Here is a 21,023-nt window from a genome sequence, read left to right as displayed (position 1 = left end):
AATATCGCTAGTGTACAAGCCTATGTTACGCTCGCACTCTCAGTTACTAGGATTGGAGTTTAACCAAGCTGTAATTCTTTTTACCTTTGCGGATAATGATGAATCTACCGCCAATTGCGTGCTCTGCAGATACCGTGAATTCAAGTTCGGTGATTTTTTCACCGTTCATGGAGATCGCTCCTTTGGTCACGTCCTCACGAGCCTGACGTTTGGATGGCTCCAAGCCCAGATCCACAAGCCAATCTACAATATTTTTAGCTTCTCCGTCTGTTTCGTACGTTGGCATTTCCTTGAAACCCTGCTCAATCTCATCTGCTGTCAGGGAACGTATATCGCCACTGAACAGCGCTGCGGTAATGCGCTTCGCCTGCTCCAGCATCTCTTCGCCGTGAACAAACTTCGTCATTTCCTCAGCCAGAGCCTTCTGTGCTTCACGTTTATGCGGCTCTGTCTCTACCTTCGCCGCCAATGCCTCAATCTCTTCTTTGCTCAGGAATGTGAAGTATTTCAAGTATTTAATGACATCCCGGTCATCCGTGTTCGCCCAGAACTGGTAGAATTCAAACGGTGTCGTTTTGTTCGGATCAAGCCAGATTGCACCGCCAGCTGTTTTACCAAACTTCGTACCGTCCGATTTCAGCATCAATGGGATGGTCAACCCGAATGCTTTCGCTTCGGACCCTTCTTTTTTACGAATCAGATCCAAACCACTCGTAATGTTACCCCATTGGTCAGAACCCCCGATCTGCAGCTGCACATCCTCGTTCTGGAACAGATGCAGGTAATCCAAAGACTGCAGAATCTGGTAGGAAAATTCCGTGAATGAAATTCCACCTTCCAGACGACTTGCCACCACATCTTTCGCCAGCATCGTGTTCAGATTGAAATTTTTCCCGTAATCACGCAGGAATTCAATGACGTTAATCTTATGTGTCCAGTCGTAGTTGTTTACCATCCGAACCTGATTATCACCTTCGGTTACAAACAGCTTTTTCATCTGCGCAGTCAGCGCATCTACATTGGCTTGTACTTGTTCCAACGTCTGCAGAGAACGTTCAGCTTGACGACCGCTCGGGTCACCAATGGTGCCTGTGGCGCCGCCAATGAGAATCACCGGACGGTGACCGGCCAGTTGGAAACGTTTCAGCATCATAAACGGAATCAAGTGTCCGATATGCATACTGTCACCTGTCGGGTCTACCCCGCAGTACAGGGAGATCGCTTTCGTCTCCGTCAGTTCACGCAGCCCTTCCGCGTCCGTTTGTTGATTAATGGCGTCGCGCCACTGCAGTTCGTCGATAATATTCATTCCAATAACCCCTTTTCTTTGATCAAAATTCAGTCATGACTTACGTTCTGCTACGAATTCAAACGGTACTTTGATTTTTGGACACAAAAAAATCGTCGCCTTGTCTTCATAGACACAGGGACGATTAGAATAACCGTGGTACCACCCAGTTTGCATGGATAACCTCTCCGAACGTCATACGCTCAAATCCAGTAATCCATACCACTTTCAGCAAGTTATCGTTTGCCCATCCGCTTGGCATTACCCAAGTACTCCAGAGTGTAATTCGCAGCCCTTGTATGTATCAGGTTCCATCAACCCCTGACTTTCTGTAACAGGGACAAAGCCGCTACTGCGCTCTATCAACGTAATTCATGTATTTAATTATAGCCAGTATAGCGGAACGTTATAGGCATTGCAAGCGCAAGTCTTCCGATCATGCAGAGTATAATAAAAATTTAAAAGTTCTAATCCACAAAAACATTGCATCCTTGTTGGCAAAATTCACTATGCCAAGTTCATTACAACATGCCACAATTTCTTGTTCCACCTGGGAAAGCACGGCCCATCCTTGTTCTGATTTGTTCTTTTTCTCCACAAAAGTCGGAGCGTAACCATACCAAATGTCATGAATCTCCTGTTCGCTCATATCGAAGATTTCCCCTTTTTGGGTTGGACCGTTTCCAACTCCCGGCGTTTACCCTCTTGGTGCCAGCTTAAATAAGGTTCACCGATTGCTCGAAAAGCTTTTAAAACGTTATCTTCTATCTCCTGCCACACTTCATTTGTGTAATCCAGATGGGTGTTCACGTTATCTACACCGTATTTCTTAAGCAATGTTACGTGGGCGGCCGTAAAAATCATATCTTCCAATAACCAATAGAGCACCTCTTCAGTCCGCTCCAGCTTTTTAATCAAAGACGGTACACCTCGTTCATAGATCTTTACGATGTAATGTTTTTCACCGATTTCTACATAAGGCGCGCCTTCCCATTTGAATGACTCAACCAATCGGTTCACATAACTCTCCATCTGTTCACTAGGATAAGCCGTTCTTGATAACAGTTCAAGAAGTTGTTCAGCCAGCTCCTGCATACTGAATATTTTGGACATGAAAGCTACCTCCTAATGAAAAAGCTGCCATTTGGCAGCTTTATTCTTTTTCTCCTGTCATTCTCGAAAATTTTAAGTCCCGCAGAATGTTCGATACGAAGTGTCACAGGACACAGGCAACGCCCCGAATGCTTCCTGTTCCGGCGTATACGCATAAGGGCTCTGGAGAATGTCCAGCAAAGGCTGGATTAAACTGTAGTCGCCATCCTTCTCTGCTCGTTCCAACACTTCCTCTACCTTGTTGTTCCGTGGAATAACCGCAGGATTATGTCGTTTCATCAGCTCTACCACGTTTTCGCTGGATTCGGGCTGTCCACCTAATCTTTCTGTCCAGCGTGAATGCCACTCCTGAAAATCTGACTTGTCATTCAGATTAGACGTTTCCAGTTTATTCAAGGTCAGCGCCACGAACGTATTCGTGTAGTCTGCAGTATGCTTTTCCATTAGTTCAAGCAAGTCCTTGATTAAGATCTCATCCTCTGCTTCTTCCGTAAACAAACCGAGCTTGGCTCGCATCCCTGTTAACCAGTGATGATGATATTGCTCCGAGAACTGTGCAATAGCATCCTGAGCGAGTTGTACAGCCTGTTCTTCACCTTCATGAAGCAAAGGCAACAACGTTTCGGCAAAACGCGCCAGATTCCAGCCTGCAATGTAAGGTTGGTTTCCATAGGCGTATCGTCCTTGCCTGTCGATCGAACTGAACACTGTTGCTGGATTGTACGTATCCATAAAGGCACAGGGTCCATAATCAATCGTTTCCCCGCTGATCGCCATATTATCCGTATTCATCACGCCGTGAATGAAGCCAACGCACTGCCATTTCGCAACAAGCTCTGCCTGAAGTTTGATCACTTCCTGCAGTAGCCTCAAATAGCGCTGTTCGTTAGGCTCTACCTGTGGAAAATGGCGCTGCAATGTGTAATCTGCGAGCGCACGTATATCCTCTACCGAACCAAATTGCGCCGCATACTGGAAGGTGGCTACACGTATATGACTAGCTGCAACTCGTGTGAGAATAGCCCCTGGACGCGCTGTTTCACGATATATGTTCTCTCCTGTAGAGACAACAGCCAAGCTTCGTGTCGTCGGAATCCCCAGATCCGCCATCGCTTCACTAATAATATATTCCCGAAGCATCGGGCCAATCGCAGCCCGTCCATCCCCACCGCGAGAGTAAGGCGTCCGCCCCGATCCTTTCAACTGAATATCAACTCGCTCCCCTTGCGGGGTAATCTGTTCACCCAGCAGCAAGGCACGTCCATCCCCGAGCATATTAAAGTTACCAAATTGATGACCTGCGTAAGCTTGTGCAAGGGGCTTGGCTCCATCAGGGATTGTATTGCCTGCAAAAATAGCCACTCCTTCAGGACTTTGCAGTAAATCGGCATCTAATCCAAGGCTGGTCGCCAGAGTTTTATTAAAAATGATCCAATCTGGAGACTGTACAGGCACTGCATGTTGGCTGGTGTAAAACGTTTGAGGCAGTTCAGTATAGCTGTTCTCCAGATTCCAGCCTGCATCTAAATCACTCTTTATCATGGGTCACACTCCTTCTCCTAACAAAGAAACTTCTTTGTTTATCTTCATGTAGCTTTTGTGAACCCATGCTCATTTATGTAGTCGCATGGAAATTCCAAGGTGAAGACAACTCTTGTCTAACAGCATCGTACGAAAGCTAAAAAAACAAGTATTACTTACTTGAAGTATTACTCACTTGGCGGGAATTGCATAATCCGTTACGATCACATTCTCAATCCAGCCATCCAGAGAGTTTACGAAAGCCTGATGTGCTGGATGTGGCCCATAGGCACGAAGCGCTTCCTGGTCTTCAAAAGTCACTCGTAATCCAAGGGTAAATCCCTGAACGCGATCCGTCTCCTCCGTCACATTCACTCCAGCCGTCAGATCAACGATTCCAGGAATCTGATCCTGTAATGCGAGTAACTGAGCTACAAACTCCTGCTGCTTGGCAGGTGTAATTTTATCGTTAAATTTGAAAATGACCAAGTGTTCAAACATATCATCCCATCTCCTTATCATGATCATATCCATATCTATCGGAGGAAAATCTTTCATTCAGGTTCCACACTCTTATTTTAAATTAAACATAAACTGAACTCAAATAGATGTTCTCAATTCACCGCTCCGCTATAATAAGCAATATCGTTCAAGAAACCGGGCTTAGGTACACGTTATAATCCCCTCAACATACCAGAAAGAAGGTGCATCATGAGTCGCGAAGTGCGAACCGTCGTTTTTGATTCAGATTTGCAGCTGGAAGCTTACCAATTCGAAGGTATTATGCAGAAATTCCCTAATCATTTTCACGACTATTACGTGATTGGATTTATTGAGGAAGGCAAACGACATCTGATCTGCAACAACGAGGAATACCTATTAAACAGCGGAGACATCATTATTTTCAACCCACAAGATCCACATGCCTGTGAGCAGGTAGACGGAAGGAAACTGGATTACCGCTGTATCAATATTGAACCCGAGGTTGGTCTAACACCTAATCAATATCGACGTATCTTCGATCACGGTTCGGAGCCAAGACGATTACAGGAGATCAAGTGATGACTTCGATGCGTCATCATAGCAGCACGACTGAACACCTGGCGTGCGAAACTACCCTATGATAGGTGCAACGCGCAAGGTTTTTTTCTATGGCCTTTTCTTCATGTTGCCAGCACTCGTTTGGTTTGAATTCGAACTGAATGTTGCTCGATTCACACAATTTAGTACGATATCAAACTTCCTTTTCCTTGGTGTGGGTGCTTCTGCGCTTAGGATCCAATTGAGACATAAGCAGCTCAAGTTCATGCTGCTCCAGATGCCTCCATTCCCCTTTTTTTAACCGCTCATCCAGTGTAATGTTCATCATTCGAATGCGTTCCAACTTGAACACTCTGTACCCCAGCGCTTTGCACATTCGCCGTATTTGCAGATTAAGCCCCTGTGTCAAAATAATTCGAAAGACATGCTCGCTCTGTTTATACACCTCACACGGTTTGGTCACCACGTTAAGAATCTCCACACCTTTCGACATGGAATGTATAAATGCATCCGTAACCGGCTTATCCACCGTGACAACATACTCTTTCTCGTGATGATGCTCTGAACGCATTATTTTGTTCACGATGTCTCCGTTATTGGTTAGTAAAATTAACCCCTCAGATGCTTTATCCAGTCGGCCGACTGCAAAAATGCGTGAAGGATAATTCACATACTGAATGATGTTGCCTTCAACGTGTTCGGCTGCGGTACATGTAATACCAATAGGTTTGTTCAGGACGATATACACGGACTCTGGATTCCGTTCTGGAATCTTCTCCCCGTCCATCAGCACAACATCCCCTGGTTCCACTGTATCTCCTTTTACACATACCCTGCCATTGATCGTAATTCTTCCAGCTGCAATGCGCCGAGTGGTTTCTCTGCGGGAGAAATGTCCCGTCTCACTTATGTATTTGTTGATTAACATTTCTTTCACCACTTCTTATCATAATAGCGTACAAACATTGACTCTACTCTACAGCAAAGCACCAACCTCATCTTCTCATGAATTGAATAGTGACGCAACAGAGTCATTTTCGACACCATTTTTGAGTTTTGACAAGATGAATCAAAAGAATGATCTCTCCGCTAAAACTTAACAAAATTTTACAATAAAAAGCTTGTAAAATTTCTAAATTATGGTATAAGTTAAATATAAAATAAACATTTATTTCAATTTATAAAATTTATATCCATCCCAGGAGGTAGACACTTGAGAAGAATATTCGTTTTAAGTTGTGGCTTCTATCTGTTGATCGGCATCACCAGCGTTGTGCTTGGTGCCCTTCTGCCTGTTTTACTGCCTCATTATGAACGAGGTTACAGTGACGGAGGATTTTTGCTATTTTTGCAGTTTATCGGATTTCTTGTTGGCGTGCTCGTGTCACCATCCTTGACAGCCAGAATCGGGCGAAAATGGATGCTCACCTTGGCGTTGATTTGTATTATTGCAGCTTATTTGGTGCTCGGAGGGTTACCTTCATGGAACGTTCTGCTTCTGTTAACCATAATCGTAGGGTTTGGCTCAGGTATCATTGAACCTTCCGTTGGAGCCTTCACCATTGAATTCACGGAAAATCAAAAAGCGGTCGCCATGTCCAAACTGGATGTATTCTTCGCACTGGGTGCACTGCTCATTCCAGCAGCTGCCGCTTTATTCATCTGGCTGGACCAGTGGCATCTGACGTTCTTTACAGTTGCTGTCTCTGCACTAATTCTCATGATTACTTGGGTCACCATGCCTCGTTCTGCTGCACAATACCTGGAACAGGCCGGAGAAAATACAACCGCCCAGGGAACAGACAAAATTAGCTATTCCAAAAAACATCTGGGACTCCTCTCGATTTTCGTTGTCTTTTTCTTTGTCTACATGGGACTGGAACTTGGATTGATGAATTTCTTGCCTTCCATTCTCGTGGAACGCCTGGAACTGAAAGAATCTATCGCTTCTCTAAGCGTCTCGATTCTGTGGATTGCCATGATTATCGGACGCCTCTTCTCGGGCAGAATTGCAGAAGCTGTCAACTATATGCCTTTCCTGATCTGGAGCACCATCGGCACACTGCTGTTCACGGTTTCTATGGTATTTGTGTCTGGTCAATGGGTGACGTATATACTCATTTTTGGAACAGGGTTATTTATGTCCGGGCTATTCTGTATCGCACTCGTTTACGCGAATGTACTGATTCCCGGCATGACAGAGAGGACAACCAGTATTCTGATTGCCTCCGGCGGTATTGGCGGGGCGACACTACAATATCTCACAGGATGGAGCATGAGCGCTTTGCCTATCGTTGGCACCATTATGATTTTAGCGGGATTCTGTCTACTTTTATTGCTGACATTGATCCTCTCTCACCTTTGGAATCATCGTAATGAAACATTAAGCTCTACATTTCCGCAACACACCAAAGAAGTATAAATTTTTCAACTCATAAACTCCTCACTTGAAAGGGGTGATGCCCAACCCATCCGGGTCAGATCGTATCGTTCACTCAGCTTGTACACTAAACTATTGGAGGAATCTGCATGCAAACTTTAACCAATAACCGCTTTATAGTCGGAAAAGGGATTAAGTTGATTGACGATTCAGGTGTGGAATATTTAGACGGTGTCTCGGGCACGTTTAATCTGTCCTTAGGATATAATCATCCACATGTAGTCAATAAAATACAGGAACAAGTCGGCAATCTTACGCATATGTCATCCTCCTTCACCGAACCTTACGTCAACGAAGTATTGGATCACTTGATTGAGTATGCTCCGAACCATATTGATGCCGGATGGATGCGGGATATTACCGGCTCCACTGCTAATGAATGTGCAACTAAAATTGCCCAGAAATATACAGGCGCTACGGACATCATTAGCCTGTATCTTTCTCACCATGGACAGACCCAATTTGCAACGGGCATCTCAGGGAATGCCTTCAGACGCAAGCGTTTTCCAAACTCATCTGCCCCGAATGCGGTTCATGTACCCGCACCGTATTGTTATCGCTGTCCGTTCAAAAGCGAAAGCAGTGAGTGCGGATATCAATGTGTCGAAGCGATATCTGATGCCATTGACTATGCCAGTTCCGGCTCGGTTGCTTGTATGATTATTGAGCCCATTCTCGGAAATGGCGGCAACATTGTACCACCGCTCGGATATTTCAAACGCCTTCGTAAATTATGTGATGAGAACAACATGCTTCTTATTGCGGATGAAGTCCAAACAGGTGTTGGGCGAACAGGGACGATGTTTGCCAGCGAACTGTTTGATATTCAGCCAGACATGATTACACTTGCCAAGGGACTGGGTGGTATTGGCGTGCCTGTAGCTGCTGTATTGATGCAATCCCGATTGAATGTGCTCGAAAAACATGAGCATTCCTTCACCTCAGGTAGCAACCTGATCTCGGTCACCGCTGCCAAGTCCACGCTGGAGGTTGTCTCCGAACCGGGATTCCTGGATGCGGTCAAGCGAAAAGGAATTTTGCTTGGAGAACTGCTGAATGAACTCGCGCTGAAATATCCTGGCATCGGTGAAGCTCGCGGTGTTGGACTGATGTGGGGACTTGAAATCGTGGGTGATCACAACGAACCGGATACCCCAAAAACCAATGCGATCATTGACCGTGCTTTTGAAGATCAACATCTGATCCTGCGCAGTTCGCGATACGGCTTCGGTAACGTCGTTAAAGTACGCCCTTCTCTGACAACAACGGAAGACGAATTGGTCGAGATTGTTGATCGATTGGATTCCGTGCTGGCCAGCGTTCATTAATTATTGGAAGTGTTATTGAGCAAATGACATGTAGAATGAATTTAAGGAGGTTTTATCATGCTTGCATTAGTATATAAATCTGCATGGGATGTTGCACTCGAGGAACGACCTGTTCCCGAAATTACCAGAGACAATCAGGTTCTTGTCCGTATACGAGCAACCGGAGTATGCGGAACCGATCTTGGCATTGTCAGCGGCAAATATCATGCGATTCCTTCTGTCATTCTTGGACATGAATCAGCGGGAGAAGTAATGGCTGTCGGTTCCGCCGTCTCAACGCTGCGGCCTGGAGACCGCGTTGTTATTGATCCTACGTACTACTGTGGTCAATGTGACATGTGCAGAACGGGTAGACAGAATCACTGCACCCATAAATCCGTTACGGAAACGGGAGTAAGTGCGGATGGCACATTCACGGATTATTATGTGACCGAAGATCGCTTTTTATATCAATTAAAAGATCATGTAAGCTACGAAGAAGCAACGTTAACCGAGCCGCTAAGCTGCATGCTGACAGGTATTAACCAGATTCATTTGTTGCCGAATTTCAGAACGATTATTCTTGGAGCCGGGCCTATTGGTATCCTGTACAGCTATGCGCTTGCTTCCAAAGGTGTCACCGGAAGTCTGGTCGACATCTCCGAAGAACGTTTAGCCATTGCGGGCTCCATCGCGCCCGACCGCTGGCAAGTTCATTCTTCCTTTGAACAGGCGATTGCAGACATCGCTCCAACAACCGGACAAGTCGATATGATTGTGGACACCACTGGTGTTGTAGGCACACAAGTATTGTCACAGCTGGCCAGCGGCGGATATTTAATGCTGGTTGGTTTACGTGATGGCAATACGTCCTTCAATCCGAAGGAAGTTGTAGATCGCAGTCTGAAGATCATTGGCTCTATCGACTCACTTGGAACATTTGCAACCGCACATTATATGATTGAACAACAGATTATACCTGCCAAAAAAATCATAACCCATTCCTTCCCCCTGGAAGATTATGAAGAAGCATTCCGCACGCTGGGATGTGATATTCCTGGACGTACCCTGCAAGCTTCATCTCATGCTATTAAGGTTGTGTTGCAATCCAGTTAATTCAGTTTGCCTCAAGCTGGAATGAAGGATAGAATGCTGGATAAAAAGAAGTTAAACTTGAATGTATCTGAATCACTCACTTAATAGGAGGAACGCAGCATGAGAGCAAAAGAGGAAGCTGGACGTCTGGTTATGAATGAGAATGGAGATCCGTCCATTCAAGCAGTCATTTTTGACATGGATGGCGTACTGATTGACAGTGAACCGATCTATTTTGAGATTGAACGCAGTTCATTTGATCATTTTGGTGCAGCCGTTACGCAAGAAGAACATCATTCTTTTGTCGGAGTAACGCTGGAATCCATGTGGCAGCAAGTCATCGACAAGTATCGGGTCAAGGTGCCCCTGGAAGAGATTCTTGCGTATCATCAGCATAATGTGATGGAGAAGATGTTTACTCATCCTGAACTTACTGCCATGCCTGGCGTGGAACGATGGGTTAAATGGCTGCATGAACAGCGCATCCCGATTGCCGTTGCCTCCTCTTCCCCCCGGGCACTCATTGATCTAATCATGGAGAGAACAGGGTTGGGGTCGTACTTTAAAGTGCGCATGACTGGCGAAGAGGTTGAACATGGTAAACCAGCCCCGGACATTTTCCTCGTGACAGCCGAGCGAATCGGCATATCTCCGGCACAATGCCTCGTTATTGAGGATTCACGCAACGGTGTCCAAGCCGCCAAAAGTGCAGGCATGCGCTGCATCGGCTATCATAATCCAGGTTCAGGGGATCAGAATCTCTCCAAAGCTGACGTGCAGATTTCAAGTTACGACGAGTTATGGGCGATGAAGGATTCATTATCTTTGAAAAGCGCTACACCGGACTTATCGAGAACCATATAATATGGGACTACTACAAAAATCGATGTATTCATTCGAACTTATGATTTCATAGCGTAAAACAAACGCGAAGCAGCTCAATTCCTGTGAATTGAAGCTGCTTCGCGTTATGCTTGCTGCATGTTTTGTAAAGCATACCAAACTTAAGATACGGTCGGAACTGGCTTAACCTGAAATATCCAGACTCCCACCCAAGTTAGGATGAGGAGCAGGCACGGATTTTAACATCTCTGCCATCTGTTGACCTTGCTGCTGTGCCATGTCTTTCGTAATAGACATCACCTGCAGACTCGCCGCCTGTGCCACCGAAGCCTGGTTCATCGCCATTGACATTGCTGCAATATCCATCTGAATCCTCCTTTCCTGATCTTCGCGTATAGGTGTACTTATTATATATCGGTTAGAAGGAATCAAATGTTACCACTCCTCATCATACCTTCAACAAACAGGCTCGAAAACAATGACAATAACAACCCAAACAGCTACTTCGATTCATTAGAACCAGAGCGGTTTGGGTTGATCGCTGCTTTAATAACTTTTCGATGTGATCAAGTCAAGGTCGTTGATGTGAACTTCCGAGTTTGTTACCACTTGTTGAATGACAGAAATAAAGTTGTTTTGAATCTGTTCAACCGTGGTGAGGTCATAAACCTTGGCATTGTACATTAATATGATTTTCATTTGCTCATGGGGTTTAATAATCAAAGTAAAATCGAAACTGTTGTGTTCCGTTCCCCCGACATTCGTGATTTCAAGCGGTACTTCACCTTTTTTACCTAGATTCTCCAGCTGATCCTGTACCGGAAAATTTTGATATACGACAACATGGTTGATCAAATCTTGTTTCTGCTTGGTCAGATTTTGAATATCATATAACGAGTACGTATCATAAGCATGTGAATCCACTGCTTGTACTTGGGTCCTTTTCATCAGTGTGATAAAGGATTCTTCACCCTCAGCCCGAATACGAACAGGAATAGCATTAATAAATAGTCCAATCATGCTTTCAATCCCAGGAATAACTGGGGGTCTGCCCGATACAACACTACCAAATACGACATCATTACTTTCATTATATTGTTGCAGTAAAATACCCCACGCGGTTTGCATAAATGTATGCACCGTCACCTGCTGTTGCTCCGCAATTTGTTTCATTCTCTGAACCAATGCCTCATCCAAATGACAGTTTAGCGTTCTGGAATCCTGTCTTTCATGCTCCGGTTTAGTTTTCCCTCCAGGTAATCTGGTTTGTCCCTCATAACCTTCCAGGTAACGACTCCAGTAGGTTATCGCTCCTTCATTGTCCTGCTGCTCCAGCCATTCAATAAATTGACTATATGGTGTTAACAGCGTCATTTCAGGTTTTCGTTTTTCCCGGATCGCAAAATAATTCTCGAAAATCTCTTTACTGATCAGAGACATACACCAGCCATCCATCAAAATATGATGAAAACTCCAAATGACATGATAATTTTCTGGGGCTGTTCGTATAACAGACATCCGGATTAACGAATCTTTTTGCAAGTCAAATCCTCTAGCCTGATCCTGCTTGATGTGTTGATCGATATACGCTTTACGTTGCAATTCGCTTCTGCCTGATATATCCTCAACTTTAAATTCAAATTTCTTCTCCTGATAGACAATTTGAAGAGGAATGTCCAGCATTCCAGTGTAAAAATTAGTTCTTAATATCGCATGCCTTTGCATGATTTGATCCAAACTTTGTGCAAAAGAGGCAACATCCAAATCTCCAGCCATATCAAACAAAATTTGTACAAAGTACGCACCCGAAACAGGATTCCTCTCACTTTCGTACAGCATTTCCTTCTGCAAAGGGGTAAGTGGATACACATTCTCGATTTGACCGATATTTCGAGTATATTCAACCATTTGGTCCCATTGATCCAGTGTCAATCCCTTAAGTGAAAGATCGCTTGGGGTAAGTTCCGTTTGTTCTTTAGTTATGCAATGCTCCATTACTTTACGAAGATTATCCTTATAAGAATAGGCCAGTTGCTCCATCGTTTCTCGTTGATATTGTTTCTGACTATAATTGATAGTCAGTGACAATTTCCCTTCTACAACGATACTGTTAATATTAAGCACAAACGGTCTCTTGTTATTTTCACTGACGGATGGTCCGCTGGAATACGTTGAAATTCGAATGCCATCCTGATCCGAATCCTGATTTATCTGACCCATATAATTAAAACTGATTTCGGGATTTCTCCCTAATTTGCCTTCTTCATTCTCCGGCGACAAGTACCTCAAAATCCCGTAACCGATCCCTTTATTCGGGATCTGGCGCAGTCCTTCCTTGACGGACTTGATTCTTCTGGATATGTTAGCCCCCGCTTCCATAGCAACCATAACCGGATACAAGCTCGTGAACCATCCCACGGTACGTGTAATATCTAGTTCTGGAAGAATGTCTTCCCTGCCGTGCCCTTCCAGGTTCACGACAATTTTATCCATGCCTGTCCAATCATGGACAGCCATTCCAAGAGCCGTAAGCAATATATCATTAATCTCTGTATTGTACGCACGGTGGATCTGCTTTAATAACCGATCCGTTTCCTCTGCCGTCCAATGCAAGGTAATCGTTTCGCTGTCTTTTCCAATCGTCTCCTTACAATCCATGTCTTTAGGGAGAGGACTTAGCTCAGCCTGATCCACAGAATACCAGTACGAGTACTCTTGTTTTATCAAAGCAAGATCTGAAAAAGTAGACAAACCTTCTGCCCATTGTTTAAACGAAGTCGTTTTTTGAGGCAGGCAGATTTCTTCCCCTCTGAGGAACTGATCAAGCCCCGTTTGAATATCTTCATACAAAATACGCCATGACACTCCATCAATCACCAGATGATGAATCGCAATCAGCAAATGATCCCCTTCAGCGCATTGAAATAAGCCAAGTTTAATCAATGGGCCCTGAGCCAGGTCCAAGCTGCTCTGGATTTCTTTTGCTTTACTTTCCACCAAAGGTGCCGGATCAGATTCATTCTTCAGATTGAAGATATCCAAGCTGTATAATCCGTCTTCTTCAGCTCCGCGGTTCCACGCTTCATATCCACCTTCTGGTACCTGACGATAAACGATGCGAAGTGCATCATGCTGCTTGATCATTTTCTTCATGATGCTGTGAATGAAGCCGATATCGAACCCATCTTTACGGTAGAACATCATTTCCTGGTTGTAATGATGTGCATCCACCATGTTTTGATCAAAGAACCAGCGCTGAACGGGTGTCAGTATGACTTTCCCTGTCACTTCCCCTTGATCATAATAAGTGTTCACAGAGGTGACGTGTTCACTTAATTCGGATACGACCGGATAGGTGAAAAAATGCTTCATTTCCACTTTATAGCCTGATTGAAGCAATCGTGATGCTACTTGAATACATTTGATTGAATCTCCCCCAAGTTCAAAAAAATGATCTGATCTGCCGATCCTCTGAACGCCAAGCACAGCTTCCCATGCAGAAATGATTGCTTGTTCCACTGGGCTCTGCGGTGCCTCATATTCGGCTACCTGCTCTACATGTTTTTTGGGTAAAGGTAATGCCTTCCGGTCAACCTTACCATTGGAGGTTAATGGAATATGCTCTACATGAACAAAATAAGAAGGGATCATGTAATCCGGGATTTCATGAGCTAATGCTGATCTGATCTCCTTGGCTGACAATGCGCTGCTACCTTTCCAATAAGCACATAATTGCTTTGATCCATCCTCATGTTCATGGGCGATCACAACCGCTTCCTGGATCGTGTCTATTTTTAAAATAGCCGTTTCCACTTCACCCAGTTCAATTCGATAACCCCGAATTTTCACCTGATGATCGATTCGTCCCAAATATTCAATATTACCATCTGGCAGCCACCTGGCAGCGTCTCCAGTTCGGTACATTTTTCCTTTAGTGATCGAGGCATATTCTACGAATTTCTCTGCTGTCAGTTCAGGTCGATTCAGATAACCTCTCGCCAGCCCTTCCCCTGCGACATACAACTCTCCTTGAACACCAATTGGCTGCAGTTGTTGATGTGTGTTCAATATATAGGTTTGCAGTGTCGGAATCGGTTTACCAATGTTGCTCTTGCCCGCCTGTATTTCCATTTCCGTGATTTCCTTATAGGTTACATGAACGGTGGTTTCAGTGATGCCATACATATTGATCAACTGAATGAATGGATATTTTTCCCTCCAGCTTTTTAATAAAGTCGGATTAAGAGCTTCCCCTCCAAAAATCACCTTTCTTAAATTCAGATTTTCTCCGTGACTTGTTAATTCCTCCCGAAGAAGATGGTAGAAATACGTTGGCGTTTGATTCAAAATGGTTACTTGTTCGTCTCTTAACAATTGTAAAAATTGCTGCGGACTTCTAGCTGTCATTTGGGGTACGATAACCAGTTTGCCTCCATAGAGCAAGGCACCATACATTTCCCATACTGAGAAATCGAAGCAAAAGGAGTGGAACAGCGTCCAGGTATCTGATGGTTTGAAATCAAACCTATTTTGACTGTTAAACAACAATCGAACCACGTTTTTATGTTCAATGCATGTGCCTTTGGGTTTCCCTGTCGTTCCCGAAGTGTAGATCACGTAAGCCAGCGCTGTTGGGCAAACAGTTACTCCCAAATTGGAACCATCTTCATGGTAGGCGTCTAATTCATCAAAGTTGATGCTTTCTCCAGTAAAAAAGATACGTTCCTGTATATGCCGCTGCAGCAGCAATACATGTACACCCGAATCTTCAAGCATGTATTTCACACGATCTTCTGGATAATCAGGATCAATCGGTACATATGCGCCGCCTGCTTTCAAAATCGCAAGGATTCCCACCACCATGTCTAATGATCGTTCCGTAATAATTCCAATGAACTGATCTTGTTGAATCCCTTTGCCATACAGCGTTCTTGCCAATTGATTGGCTTTCCTGTTCAGTTCCTGATAGGTCAGCTGTTGACCTTCAAACACAATCGCGACGTGATCAGGAGTTCGTTCCGCCTGCTCTTCAAACAGTTCATGAATCGTTTTATCCATGGGGTATTCAGCCTTGGTGTCATTAAAAGATTCCAATATCTGCACTTTCTCATCTGCTGTCATCAGGTTTATAGCATCGACCTGGATTAGCGGGTTGTCAGCCACCTGCTCCAGCAGTTGAATCAAATGACCTTGAATCCGTTCTATGCTTGCTCGATCATAGACATTGCCGTTGTAATAGAACATGCATTTCATGGCTTGGCCTGGTTTGATAATCAGGTTAAAATCATAATTCGTTTGTTCATCTGCCTCTACATTTGTGATTTGAAGTGCTGTCTTCTCCTGATCTCCGAACTGTTCCGTAATGCCTTGTACCGGATAATTTTCAAAAACGAGAATATGATCAATCAAATTTTGCTTTTGTCGGGTTTCCGCCTGAATCTCATATAATGGATACGTTTCATGTGGATGCGAAGCGACAGCTTGCTCCTGATTCCGTTTCATCACCGCAGCAAATGTTTCGTTTACTTGCGATTGAATCCGGACAGGGATCGTATTGATGAACAAGCCGATCATGCGTTCAACTCCAGCAATCCCTGCTGGTCTGCCTGATACCACACTCCCAAATACGACATCTTGACTGTTATTGTATTTCTGTAGCAGCATTCCCCAAGCCGTCTGCATTAGCGTGTTCAGTGTTACCTGGTTCTGACTTGCGACATATGAGATACGCGCTGTTAATTCCTGACTCAGTGTGCATATGAGATTTTCCGATTGATATTCGTTAATTTTCCGATGGATATGTCCTTTTGGTAAAGCGGTTTGCTCCTCATATCCTTGCAAGTAGTCACTCCAGTATTTCAAAGATGCTTCATCATCCTGTTTATCCAGCCATTCGATATAGAGTTTGTAAGGTGCAGCTGCCTGTTCCTCACTTCTCCGTTGTTCAAGTATCGCAAAATAACCATCAAACAGCTCCTGAATTACAAGAGAAAGACACCAGCCATCCATTAAAATATGATGATAATTCCAAATGAAACGATAGGTTTGATCCTGTGTTTGCAAGATCGAAATCCTCATCAACACATCCTTAGACAAGTTAAAGCCCTTCATTTTATCTTTCCTTGTATAGTCTGCAACGTATGCGTCACGATCTTCTTCCTTCATTTCACGCAAATCTTCGTATAAAATCCCGTTTGGTTTATGACGGTAAACCACTTGTAAGGGACCGTGTTTCCATTGGCCATGAAAATTCGTTCTGAGAATCGAATTCCGCTCAATGAGTTGATCCAAACTTCTTTCAAATGCTCTCACATCTAAAGAACCGTGAAGATCCAGCGTCGTTTGAAGTACATATGCTTCCGAACCTTCATAACGCAGATGGTGAAAAAACATCCCGTTTTGCATCGGTGACAACGCATATATATCTTCGATTTCACCAATACGCTCAGATTGGCGAACCAGATCTTCTAATTCTTCAATGCTCATCCCTTTCAAGGATAGATCACTTGGCGTTAATTCCGGCTTCTCTTTGCTCAAGCAATGCTTTGTTAATTCTTGCACATGGTTCTTGAAATAGGCCGCCACTCGCTCCATCGTTTCCTTATGATATTGTGTACGGCTGTACTTCAAGGACAAGCACAATTTCCCTTCCATAATCAAAGCATTCACATCGATGAGAACATTTCTTCTGTGATTCTCACTTCCTGTAGCTCCACCGGAATAAGGAGACATTTGCATCCCGCTATGTTGAAGATCCTGATCAAATTGTCCCAAATAGTTGAAACTGATTTCAGGATTCAAGGTGAATGGAATATCTTTCTGATGTGTACTTAAATATCTTAAAATCCCGTATCCAATCCCCTTTTTAGGGATGTTGCGAAGGATCTCTTTGTTTGCTCTGATGAGCAGAGATATATCGGAATGTTCTTTCATGTTAAGCACAACCGGGTATTGGCTTGTAAACCACCCGACCGTTCGTGTAATATCAAACTCCGGAATAATAGATTCTCTGCCATGTCCTTCTAGATTGACAAGTACTTGGTCACTGCCCGTCCATTGATAAATGGACATGCCTAGTGCACTAAGCAAGAGATCTGTAATCTCTGTGTTATACGCACGATTTGCATGTTTCAATAACTGCTCTGTTTCCGTTACCGTCCATTCCATCGTTAATTCTTCGCTATCTTTTTCGAGGGCATAACTTCTTTTGAAATCGGTTGGCAATGGTTTAAAGGAGGATTGTTCAATTACACTCCAGTATTCCAATTCCTGTCTCATAACTTCGCTGTCGGCGTATAACTGCAACTGTTCTGCCCATAATTGAAACGATGCCGTTTTGAGTGGCAACTGCATCGGTCTTGCAAGTCTTAACTGTTCATAGCTCTTTGATATATCTTCAATCAAGATTCGCCATGAAACCCCGTCGATCACCAAATGATGAATCACAATCAATAGATGATCGCCGTCTGCGCATTGAAACACACACAATCTCATCAAAGGGCCCTGCCCCAAGTTGAACAATCGTTGGAGTTCATTGGCTTTCTTCTCGATTTGAAGCGATGGTTCTGCTAACGACTTCAAGTCCATTATTTCTAACGTATAGAATGACTTGGTTTGGTCCAGCCCTGGATTCCACTGCTCATAACCTTGTTCGGTTCGATGATACACTGTGCGAAGTGCGTCATGATGCTCAATCATTTTATCAAGCACCTGACGAAGGGTAGTCTCGTGAAAACCTTCTTGCCTATACAGCATGATGGACTGATTATAGTGATGAGCATCCACCTCGTACTGCTCAAAAAACCAACGTTGGATAGGCGTCAGTAACCCTCTGCCCGTGACGATTCCCTGGTCAGCTTTTGTGCTTATGGGCTGAACATAAGGAATTAGGCTGGCAATGGTTGGGTTCTTAAACAGATGGTCCATCTGTACCTGATAACCGGCCTGGTATAACCTCGAAGATACTTGAATGGACTTAATCGAATCCCCGCCCAGCTCAAAGAAATTATCCCGGAGCCCGATGTTCTGCACCCCCAGTACACTTTCCCAAATAGATACCAGTTGTTGCTCCATAATGGTGCGCGGCGCTTCGTATTCCATTCCCTTCAACATATGTTCTTTGGGAGCGGGCAGTGCTTTACGATCCAACTTTCCATTGGATGTAAGCGGCATCTGATCCAATTGCACAAAATAGACTGGTATCATGTAGCTTGGCAAATGCCTGGATAGTTCTTCCCGCAGCTCCGTAATGGTCATTGCTTCAACTCCTACGAAATAGGCACATAATTGCTTTGTTCCCGCTTCGTCTTCAATGGCGATTGCAATAGCCTCTTGAACACCGGTTATATTTAAAAGTGCACCCTCCACTTCACCAAGTTCAATCCGGTATCCACGAATTTTTTCTTGATGGTCCATTCTTCCGATATATTCAATATTTCCATCAGGCAGCCACCTTGCAAAGTCACCTGTCTTGTACATCTTCGCTCCAGGCACAAACGGATCATCTACAAATTTTTCCGCCGTCAGGTCAGGACGATTCAAGTAACCTCTGGCGATCCCCGCTCCCGCTACACATAATTCTCCCTGTACTCCAACAGGCTGCAATTCACGGTGTTCACTTAAAATGTAGATTCTATTATTCGAAATGGGCTTCCCGATCGAGATATATTGCTCCGTGGAGCTGATTGTAAGAACTGTAGATACCACACTATTTTCAGTCGGGCCATACTCGTTGCATACTTCAATCCTTGGATTGATATGATTTAAACGGTGTATTAACGAGGGCACAATTTTCTCTCCCGCAGCAACTACATTTTTCATGGAAGCCCAATCCTCTGCTTGTGCTTGTTCCAAAAGAGTCATCAGGAAACTGGGCGGGCTTTGAATATGCGTAATTTTCTCTTTCCTGATCATCGAATTGATGGCTACCGCATCTTTACATTGCTGCCCGTTTAACAGATACACAGTCGATCCTGAGATCATCGGACCAAAAAAGTGAGTAATGAACGAATCAAACACAAAGGGATTCAGCATTAATACTCGGTCGTTACCTCTAAAATGATAAAAATCCGATTTCCATTGTAAAGAATTCACAATGCTGGCGTGTTCAATCATGACACCTTTGGGATTACCAGTTGTTCCTGACGTGTAGATCATATATGCTAGGTCACTTGCACTGGCTGAGTACTCCAGATTCAAATGACTGTTACTGCAATGGGCAGTATCTTCGAGAAGGATAGACGTTCCCATATATTGCTCAGGTTTTTGTATATAACTGTGATGGAGCAACCAAGCGGCATTGGAGTCCTCAAGGATAAATTGAATACGATCTGCAGGATATTCCGGATCAATCGGGACATAAGCTCCTCCAGCTTTCAGAATACCTAATAATCCTACAATCATCTTCAGTGAGCGTTCCGCCATGATTCCAACGAATTGCCCTGTCTGCACTCCCTTAGCTTGAAGTGTCCGGGCCAATTGATTGGATTGTTGATTTAAATCTCTGTAAGTTAATACACTACTCTCAAATATGACAGCAGGATGATCTGGCGTCCGCTCCGCCTGTTCTTCAAATAATTGATGCATTAACTTATGCTGCGGATAAGCCACTTTTGTTTCGTTAAAATCGAACAACAGCTCGTTCCGTTGAGAAGTTGACAACATTTCGACTTGACTCAACGCCAGATCGGGTTGGTGCAATAGGATAGCAAACAACTGATCCAGATGCTCTGCGGCTTGCAACATATAATCTTGATCATAACGCTCTGCGTCATAGGTTAATTTCAAATGAACATTCTCGTTCTCCAGATCAAAGTGAAATATCGTTGCCGCTCTTACGTTATTGTCATCAAGTACTGTCTGAGCTTTCCCTAATGAGATCAATGTATGGATCATTGGTACGTGGTTCGAATCGTACTGAATATTTAAACGTTCAACCATTTTTCTGAAAGAAATTTGTTGATGTTGGATAGCCTCACTGAAAATGACCTTCATTTGATTAAATATGGACTTAAATGACATCGTATGATCGATATTGTTTTTTAAGAGAAGAACCTTATTCGAGAGCGTCAAGTCACTGTTCTTCTCTTCCATCACTCTCATGCCCATCATTATTTTGGTTTCATTGGTGTATTTATATAAGAGACACTGAACTCCGGATAATAATATCGTGTACATGGCCATGGGATTGTTTCTAGAGATCGATTTGATTTTATTAGATACTTCGACTGACAATGGCTTATAAATATAATTTTGTTGGTTAGTATCGTGTGCGTGTTTGAAATTGATCTTGCAATAAGGCAAATGAACAAGAACATCTTCTTCTTCAAATCGGCTTGCCCAATACATTTCTTGTTTCTTAAATATAGACATACGG

General features: G+C 43.9%; 12 protein-coding genes, 1 pseudogene and 1 other annotated feature. Of the genes and pseudogenes, 5 read left to right on the top strand and 8 right to left on the bottom strand.

What is annotated here, in order from left to right; genetic code table 11:
* Positions 1 to 46: 46 nt before the first annotated feature.
* From tyrS to ACUTVW_RS12260, 5 genes are all read right to left on the bottom strand, one after another.
* Positions 47 to 1,309, bottom strand: a complete 1,263-nt coding sequence (tyrS, locus tag ACUTVW_RS12280) for a tyrosine--tRNA ligase (protein ID WP_445646064.1) — start codon at positions 1,307 to 1,309, stop codon at positions 47 to 49.
* A gap of 113 nt (positions 1,310 to 1,422) precedes the next feature.
* Positions 1,423 to 1,663, bottom strand: a binding site (T-box leader).
* A 61-nt stretch (positions 1,664 to 1,724) separates the two neighbouring features.
* Positions 1,725 to 1,937: a hypothetical protein gene (locus ACUTVW_RS12275; RefSeq protein WP_445646063.1), complete on the bottom strand. Its 213-nt coding sequence runs from the start codon at positions 1,935 to 1,937 to the stop codon at positions 1,725 to 1,727.
* Positions 1,934 to 2,401 carry an Imm63 family immunity protein gene (locus tag ACUTVW_RS12270; protein ID WP_445646062.1) on the bottom strand — a complete coding sequence of 156 codons (468 nt, stop codon included), beginning with the start codon at positions 2,399 to 2,401 and terminating at the stop codon, positions 1,934 to 1,936. Before ACUTVW_RS12270 ends, ACUTVW_RS12275 begins: the two co-directional genes overlap by 4 nt.
* Before the next feature lie 72 nt (positions 2,402 to 2,473).
* On the bottom strand, positions 2,474 to 3,943 hold the full coding sequence (locus ACUTVW_RS12265) for a protein adenylyltransferase SelO (protein ID WP_445646061.1): 1,470 nt from the start codon (positions 3,941 to 3,943) through the stop codon (positions 2,474 to 2,476).
* A gap of 171 nt (positions 3,944 to 4,114) precedes the next feature.
* Positions 4,115 to 4,423 (bottom strand): Dabb family protein, encoded by a 309-nt coding sequence (locus tag ACUTVW_RS12260; protein WP_445646060.1) that lies wholly within the window; start codon positions 4,421 to 4,423, stop codon positions 4,115 to 4,117.
* Positions 4,424 to 4,633: 210 nt separating this feature from the next.
* Between ACUTVW_RS12260 and ACUTVW_RS12255 the strand changes: the two are divergent.
* Positions 4,634 to 4,909: pseudogene (locus ACUTVW_RS12255) on the top strand (AraC family ligand binding domain-containing protein); the annotation flags it as partial.
* Between the two features lie 247 nt (positions 4,910 to 5,156).
* On the opposite strand, the gene ACUTVW_RS12250 reads toward ACUTVW_RS12255, so the two are convergent.
* Positions 5,157 to 5,891, bottom strand: coding sequence for a pseudouridine synthase (locus tag ACUTVW_RS12250; RefSeq protein WP_445646059.1), 735 nt, complete (start codon positions 5,889 to 5,891; stop codon positions 5,157 to 5,159).
* Between the two features lie 285 nt (positions 5,892 to 6,176).
* On the opposite strand from ACUTVW_RS12250, the gene ACUTVW_RS12245 reads away from it, so the two are divergent.
* The 4 genes from ACUTVW_RS12245 (at position 6,177) to ACUTVW_RS12230 (ending at position 10,669) form a co-directional block, all read left to right on the top strand.
* Positions 6,177 to 7,385: an MFS transporter gene (locus ACUTVW_RS12245; RefSeq protein ID WP_445646058.1), complete on the top strand. Its 1,209-nt coding sequence runs from the start codon at positions 6,177 to 6,179 to the stop codon at positions 7,383 to 7,385.
* A 107-nt stretch (positions 7,386 to 7,492) separates the two neighbouring features.
* Positions 7,493 to 8,731 carry an aspartate aminotransferase family protein gene (locus ACUTVW_RS12240; RefSeq protein WP_445646057.1) on the top strand — a complete coding sequence of 413 codons (1,239 nt, stop codon included), beginning with the start codon at positions 7,493 to 7,495 and terminating at the stop codon, positions 8,729 to 8,731.
* A gap of 57 nt (positions 8,732 to 8,788) precedes the next feature.
* Positions 8,789 to 9,826 carry a zinc-dependent alcohol dehydrogenase gene (locus ACUTVW_RS12235; protein ID WP_445646056.1) on the top strand — a complete coding sequence of 346 codons (1,038 nt, stop codon included), beginning with the start codon at positions 8,789 to 8,791 and terminating at the stop codon, positions 9,824 to 9,826.
* Positions 9,827 to 9,925: 99 nt separating this feature from the next.
* The gene (locus ACUTVW_RS12230) at positions 9,926 to 10,669 is read left to right on the top strand and encodes an HAD family hydrolase (RefSeq protein WP_445646055.1); all 744 of its coding nucleotides are present in this window, start codon (positions 9,926 to 9,928) and stop codon (positions 10,667 to 10,669) included.
* A gap of 162 nt (positions 10,670 to 10,831) precedes the next feature.
* Here ACUTVW_RS12230 and ACUTVW_RS12225 read toward each other — a convergent pair whose 3' ends face one another.
* On the bottom strand, positions 10,832 to 11,014 hold the full coding sequence (locus ACUTVW_RS12225; RefSeq protein WP_445646054.1) for a YjfB family protein: 183 nt from the start codon (positions 11,012 to 11,014) through the stop codon (positions 10,832 to 10,834).
* A gap of 180 nt (positions 11,015 to 11,194) precedes the next feature.
* Positions 11,195 to 21,019: an amino acid adenylation domain-containing protein gene (locus tag ACUTVW_RS12220; RefSeq protein WP_445646053.1), complete on the bottom strand. Its 9,825-nt coding sequence runs from the start codon at positions 21,017 to 21,019 to the stop codon at positions 11,195 to 11,197.
* Positions 21,020 to 21,023: the final 4 nt, after the last annotated feature.

Source organism: Paenibacillus sp. TSA_86.1, from assembly GCF_052691815.1.
This window is presented reverse-complemented; position numbering and strand designations above follow the sequence as displayed.

What these genes read in the sequence shown, in the direction of transcription:
- tyrS (WP_445646064.1), bottom strand. Translation starts at nt 1,309, where the DNA reads ATGAATATTATCGACGAACTGCAGTGGCGCGACGCCATTAATCAACAA.
- ACUTVW_RS12275 (WP_445646063.1), bottom strand. Translation starts at nt 1,937, where the DNA reads ATGAGCGAACAGGAGATTCATGACATTTGGTATGGTTACGCTCCGACT.
- ACUTVW_RS12270 (WP_445646062.1), bottom strand. Translation starts at nt 2,401, where the DNA reads ATGTCCAAAATATTCAGTATGCAGGAGCTGGCTGAACAACTTCTTGAA.
- ACUTVW_RS12265 (WP_445646061.1), bottom strand. Translation starts at nt 3,943, where the DNA reads ATGATAAAGAGTGATTTAGATGCAGGCTGGAATCTGGAGAACAGCTAT.
- ACUTVW_RS12260 (WP_445646060.1), bottom strand. Translation starts at nt 4,423, where the DNA reads ATGTTTGAACACTTGGTCATTTTCAAATTTAACGATAAAATTACACCT.
- ACUTVW_RS12250 (WP_445646059.1), bottom strand. Translation starts at nt 5,891, where the DNA reads ATGTTAATCAACAAATACATAAGTGAGACGGGACATTTCTCCCGCAGA.
- ACUTVW_RS12240 (WP_445646057.1), top strand. Translation starts at nt 7,493, where the DNA reads ATGCAAACTTTAACCAATAACCGCTTTATAGTCGGAAAAGGGATTAAG.
- ACUTVW_RS12235 (WP_445646056.1), top strand. Translation starts at nt 8,789, where the DNA reads ATGCTTGCATTAGTATATAAATCTGCATGGGATGTTGCACTCGAGGAA.
- ACUTVW_RS12230 (WP_445646055.1), top strand. Translation starts at nt 9,926, where the DNA reads ATGAGAGCAAAAGAGGAAGCTGGACGTCTGGTTATGAATGAGAATGGA.
- ACUTVW_RS12225 (WP_445646054.1), bottom strand. Translation starts at nt 11,014, where the DNA reads ATGGATATTGCAGCAATGTCAATGGCGATGAACCAGGCTTCGGTGGCA.
- ACUTVW_RS12220 (WP_445646053.1), bottom strand. Translation starts at nt 21,019, where the DNA reads ATGTCTATATTTAAGAAACAAGAAATGTATTGGGCAAGCCGATTTGAA.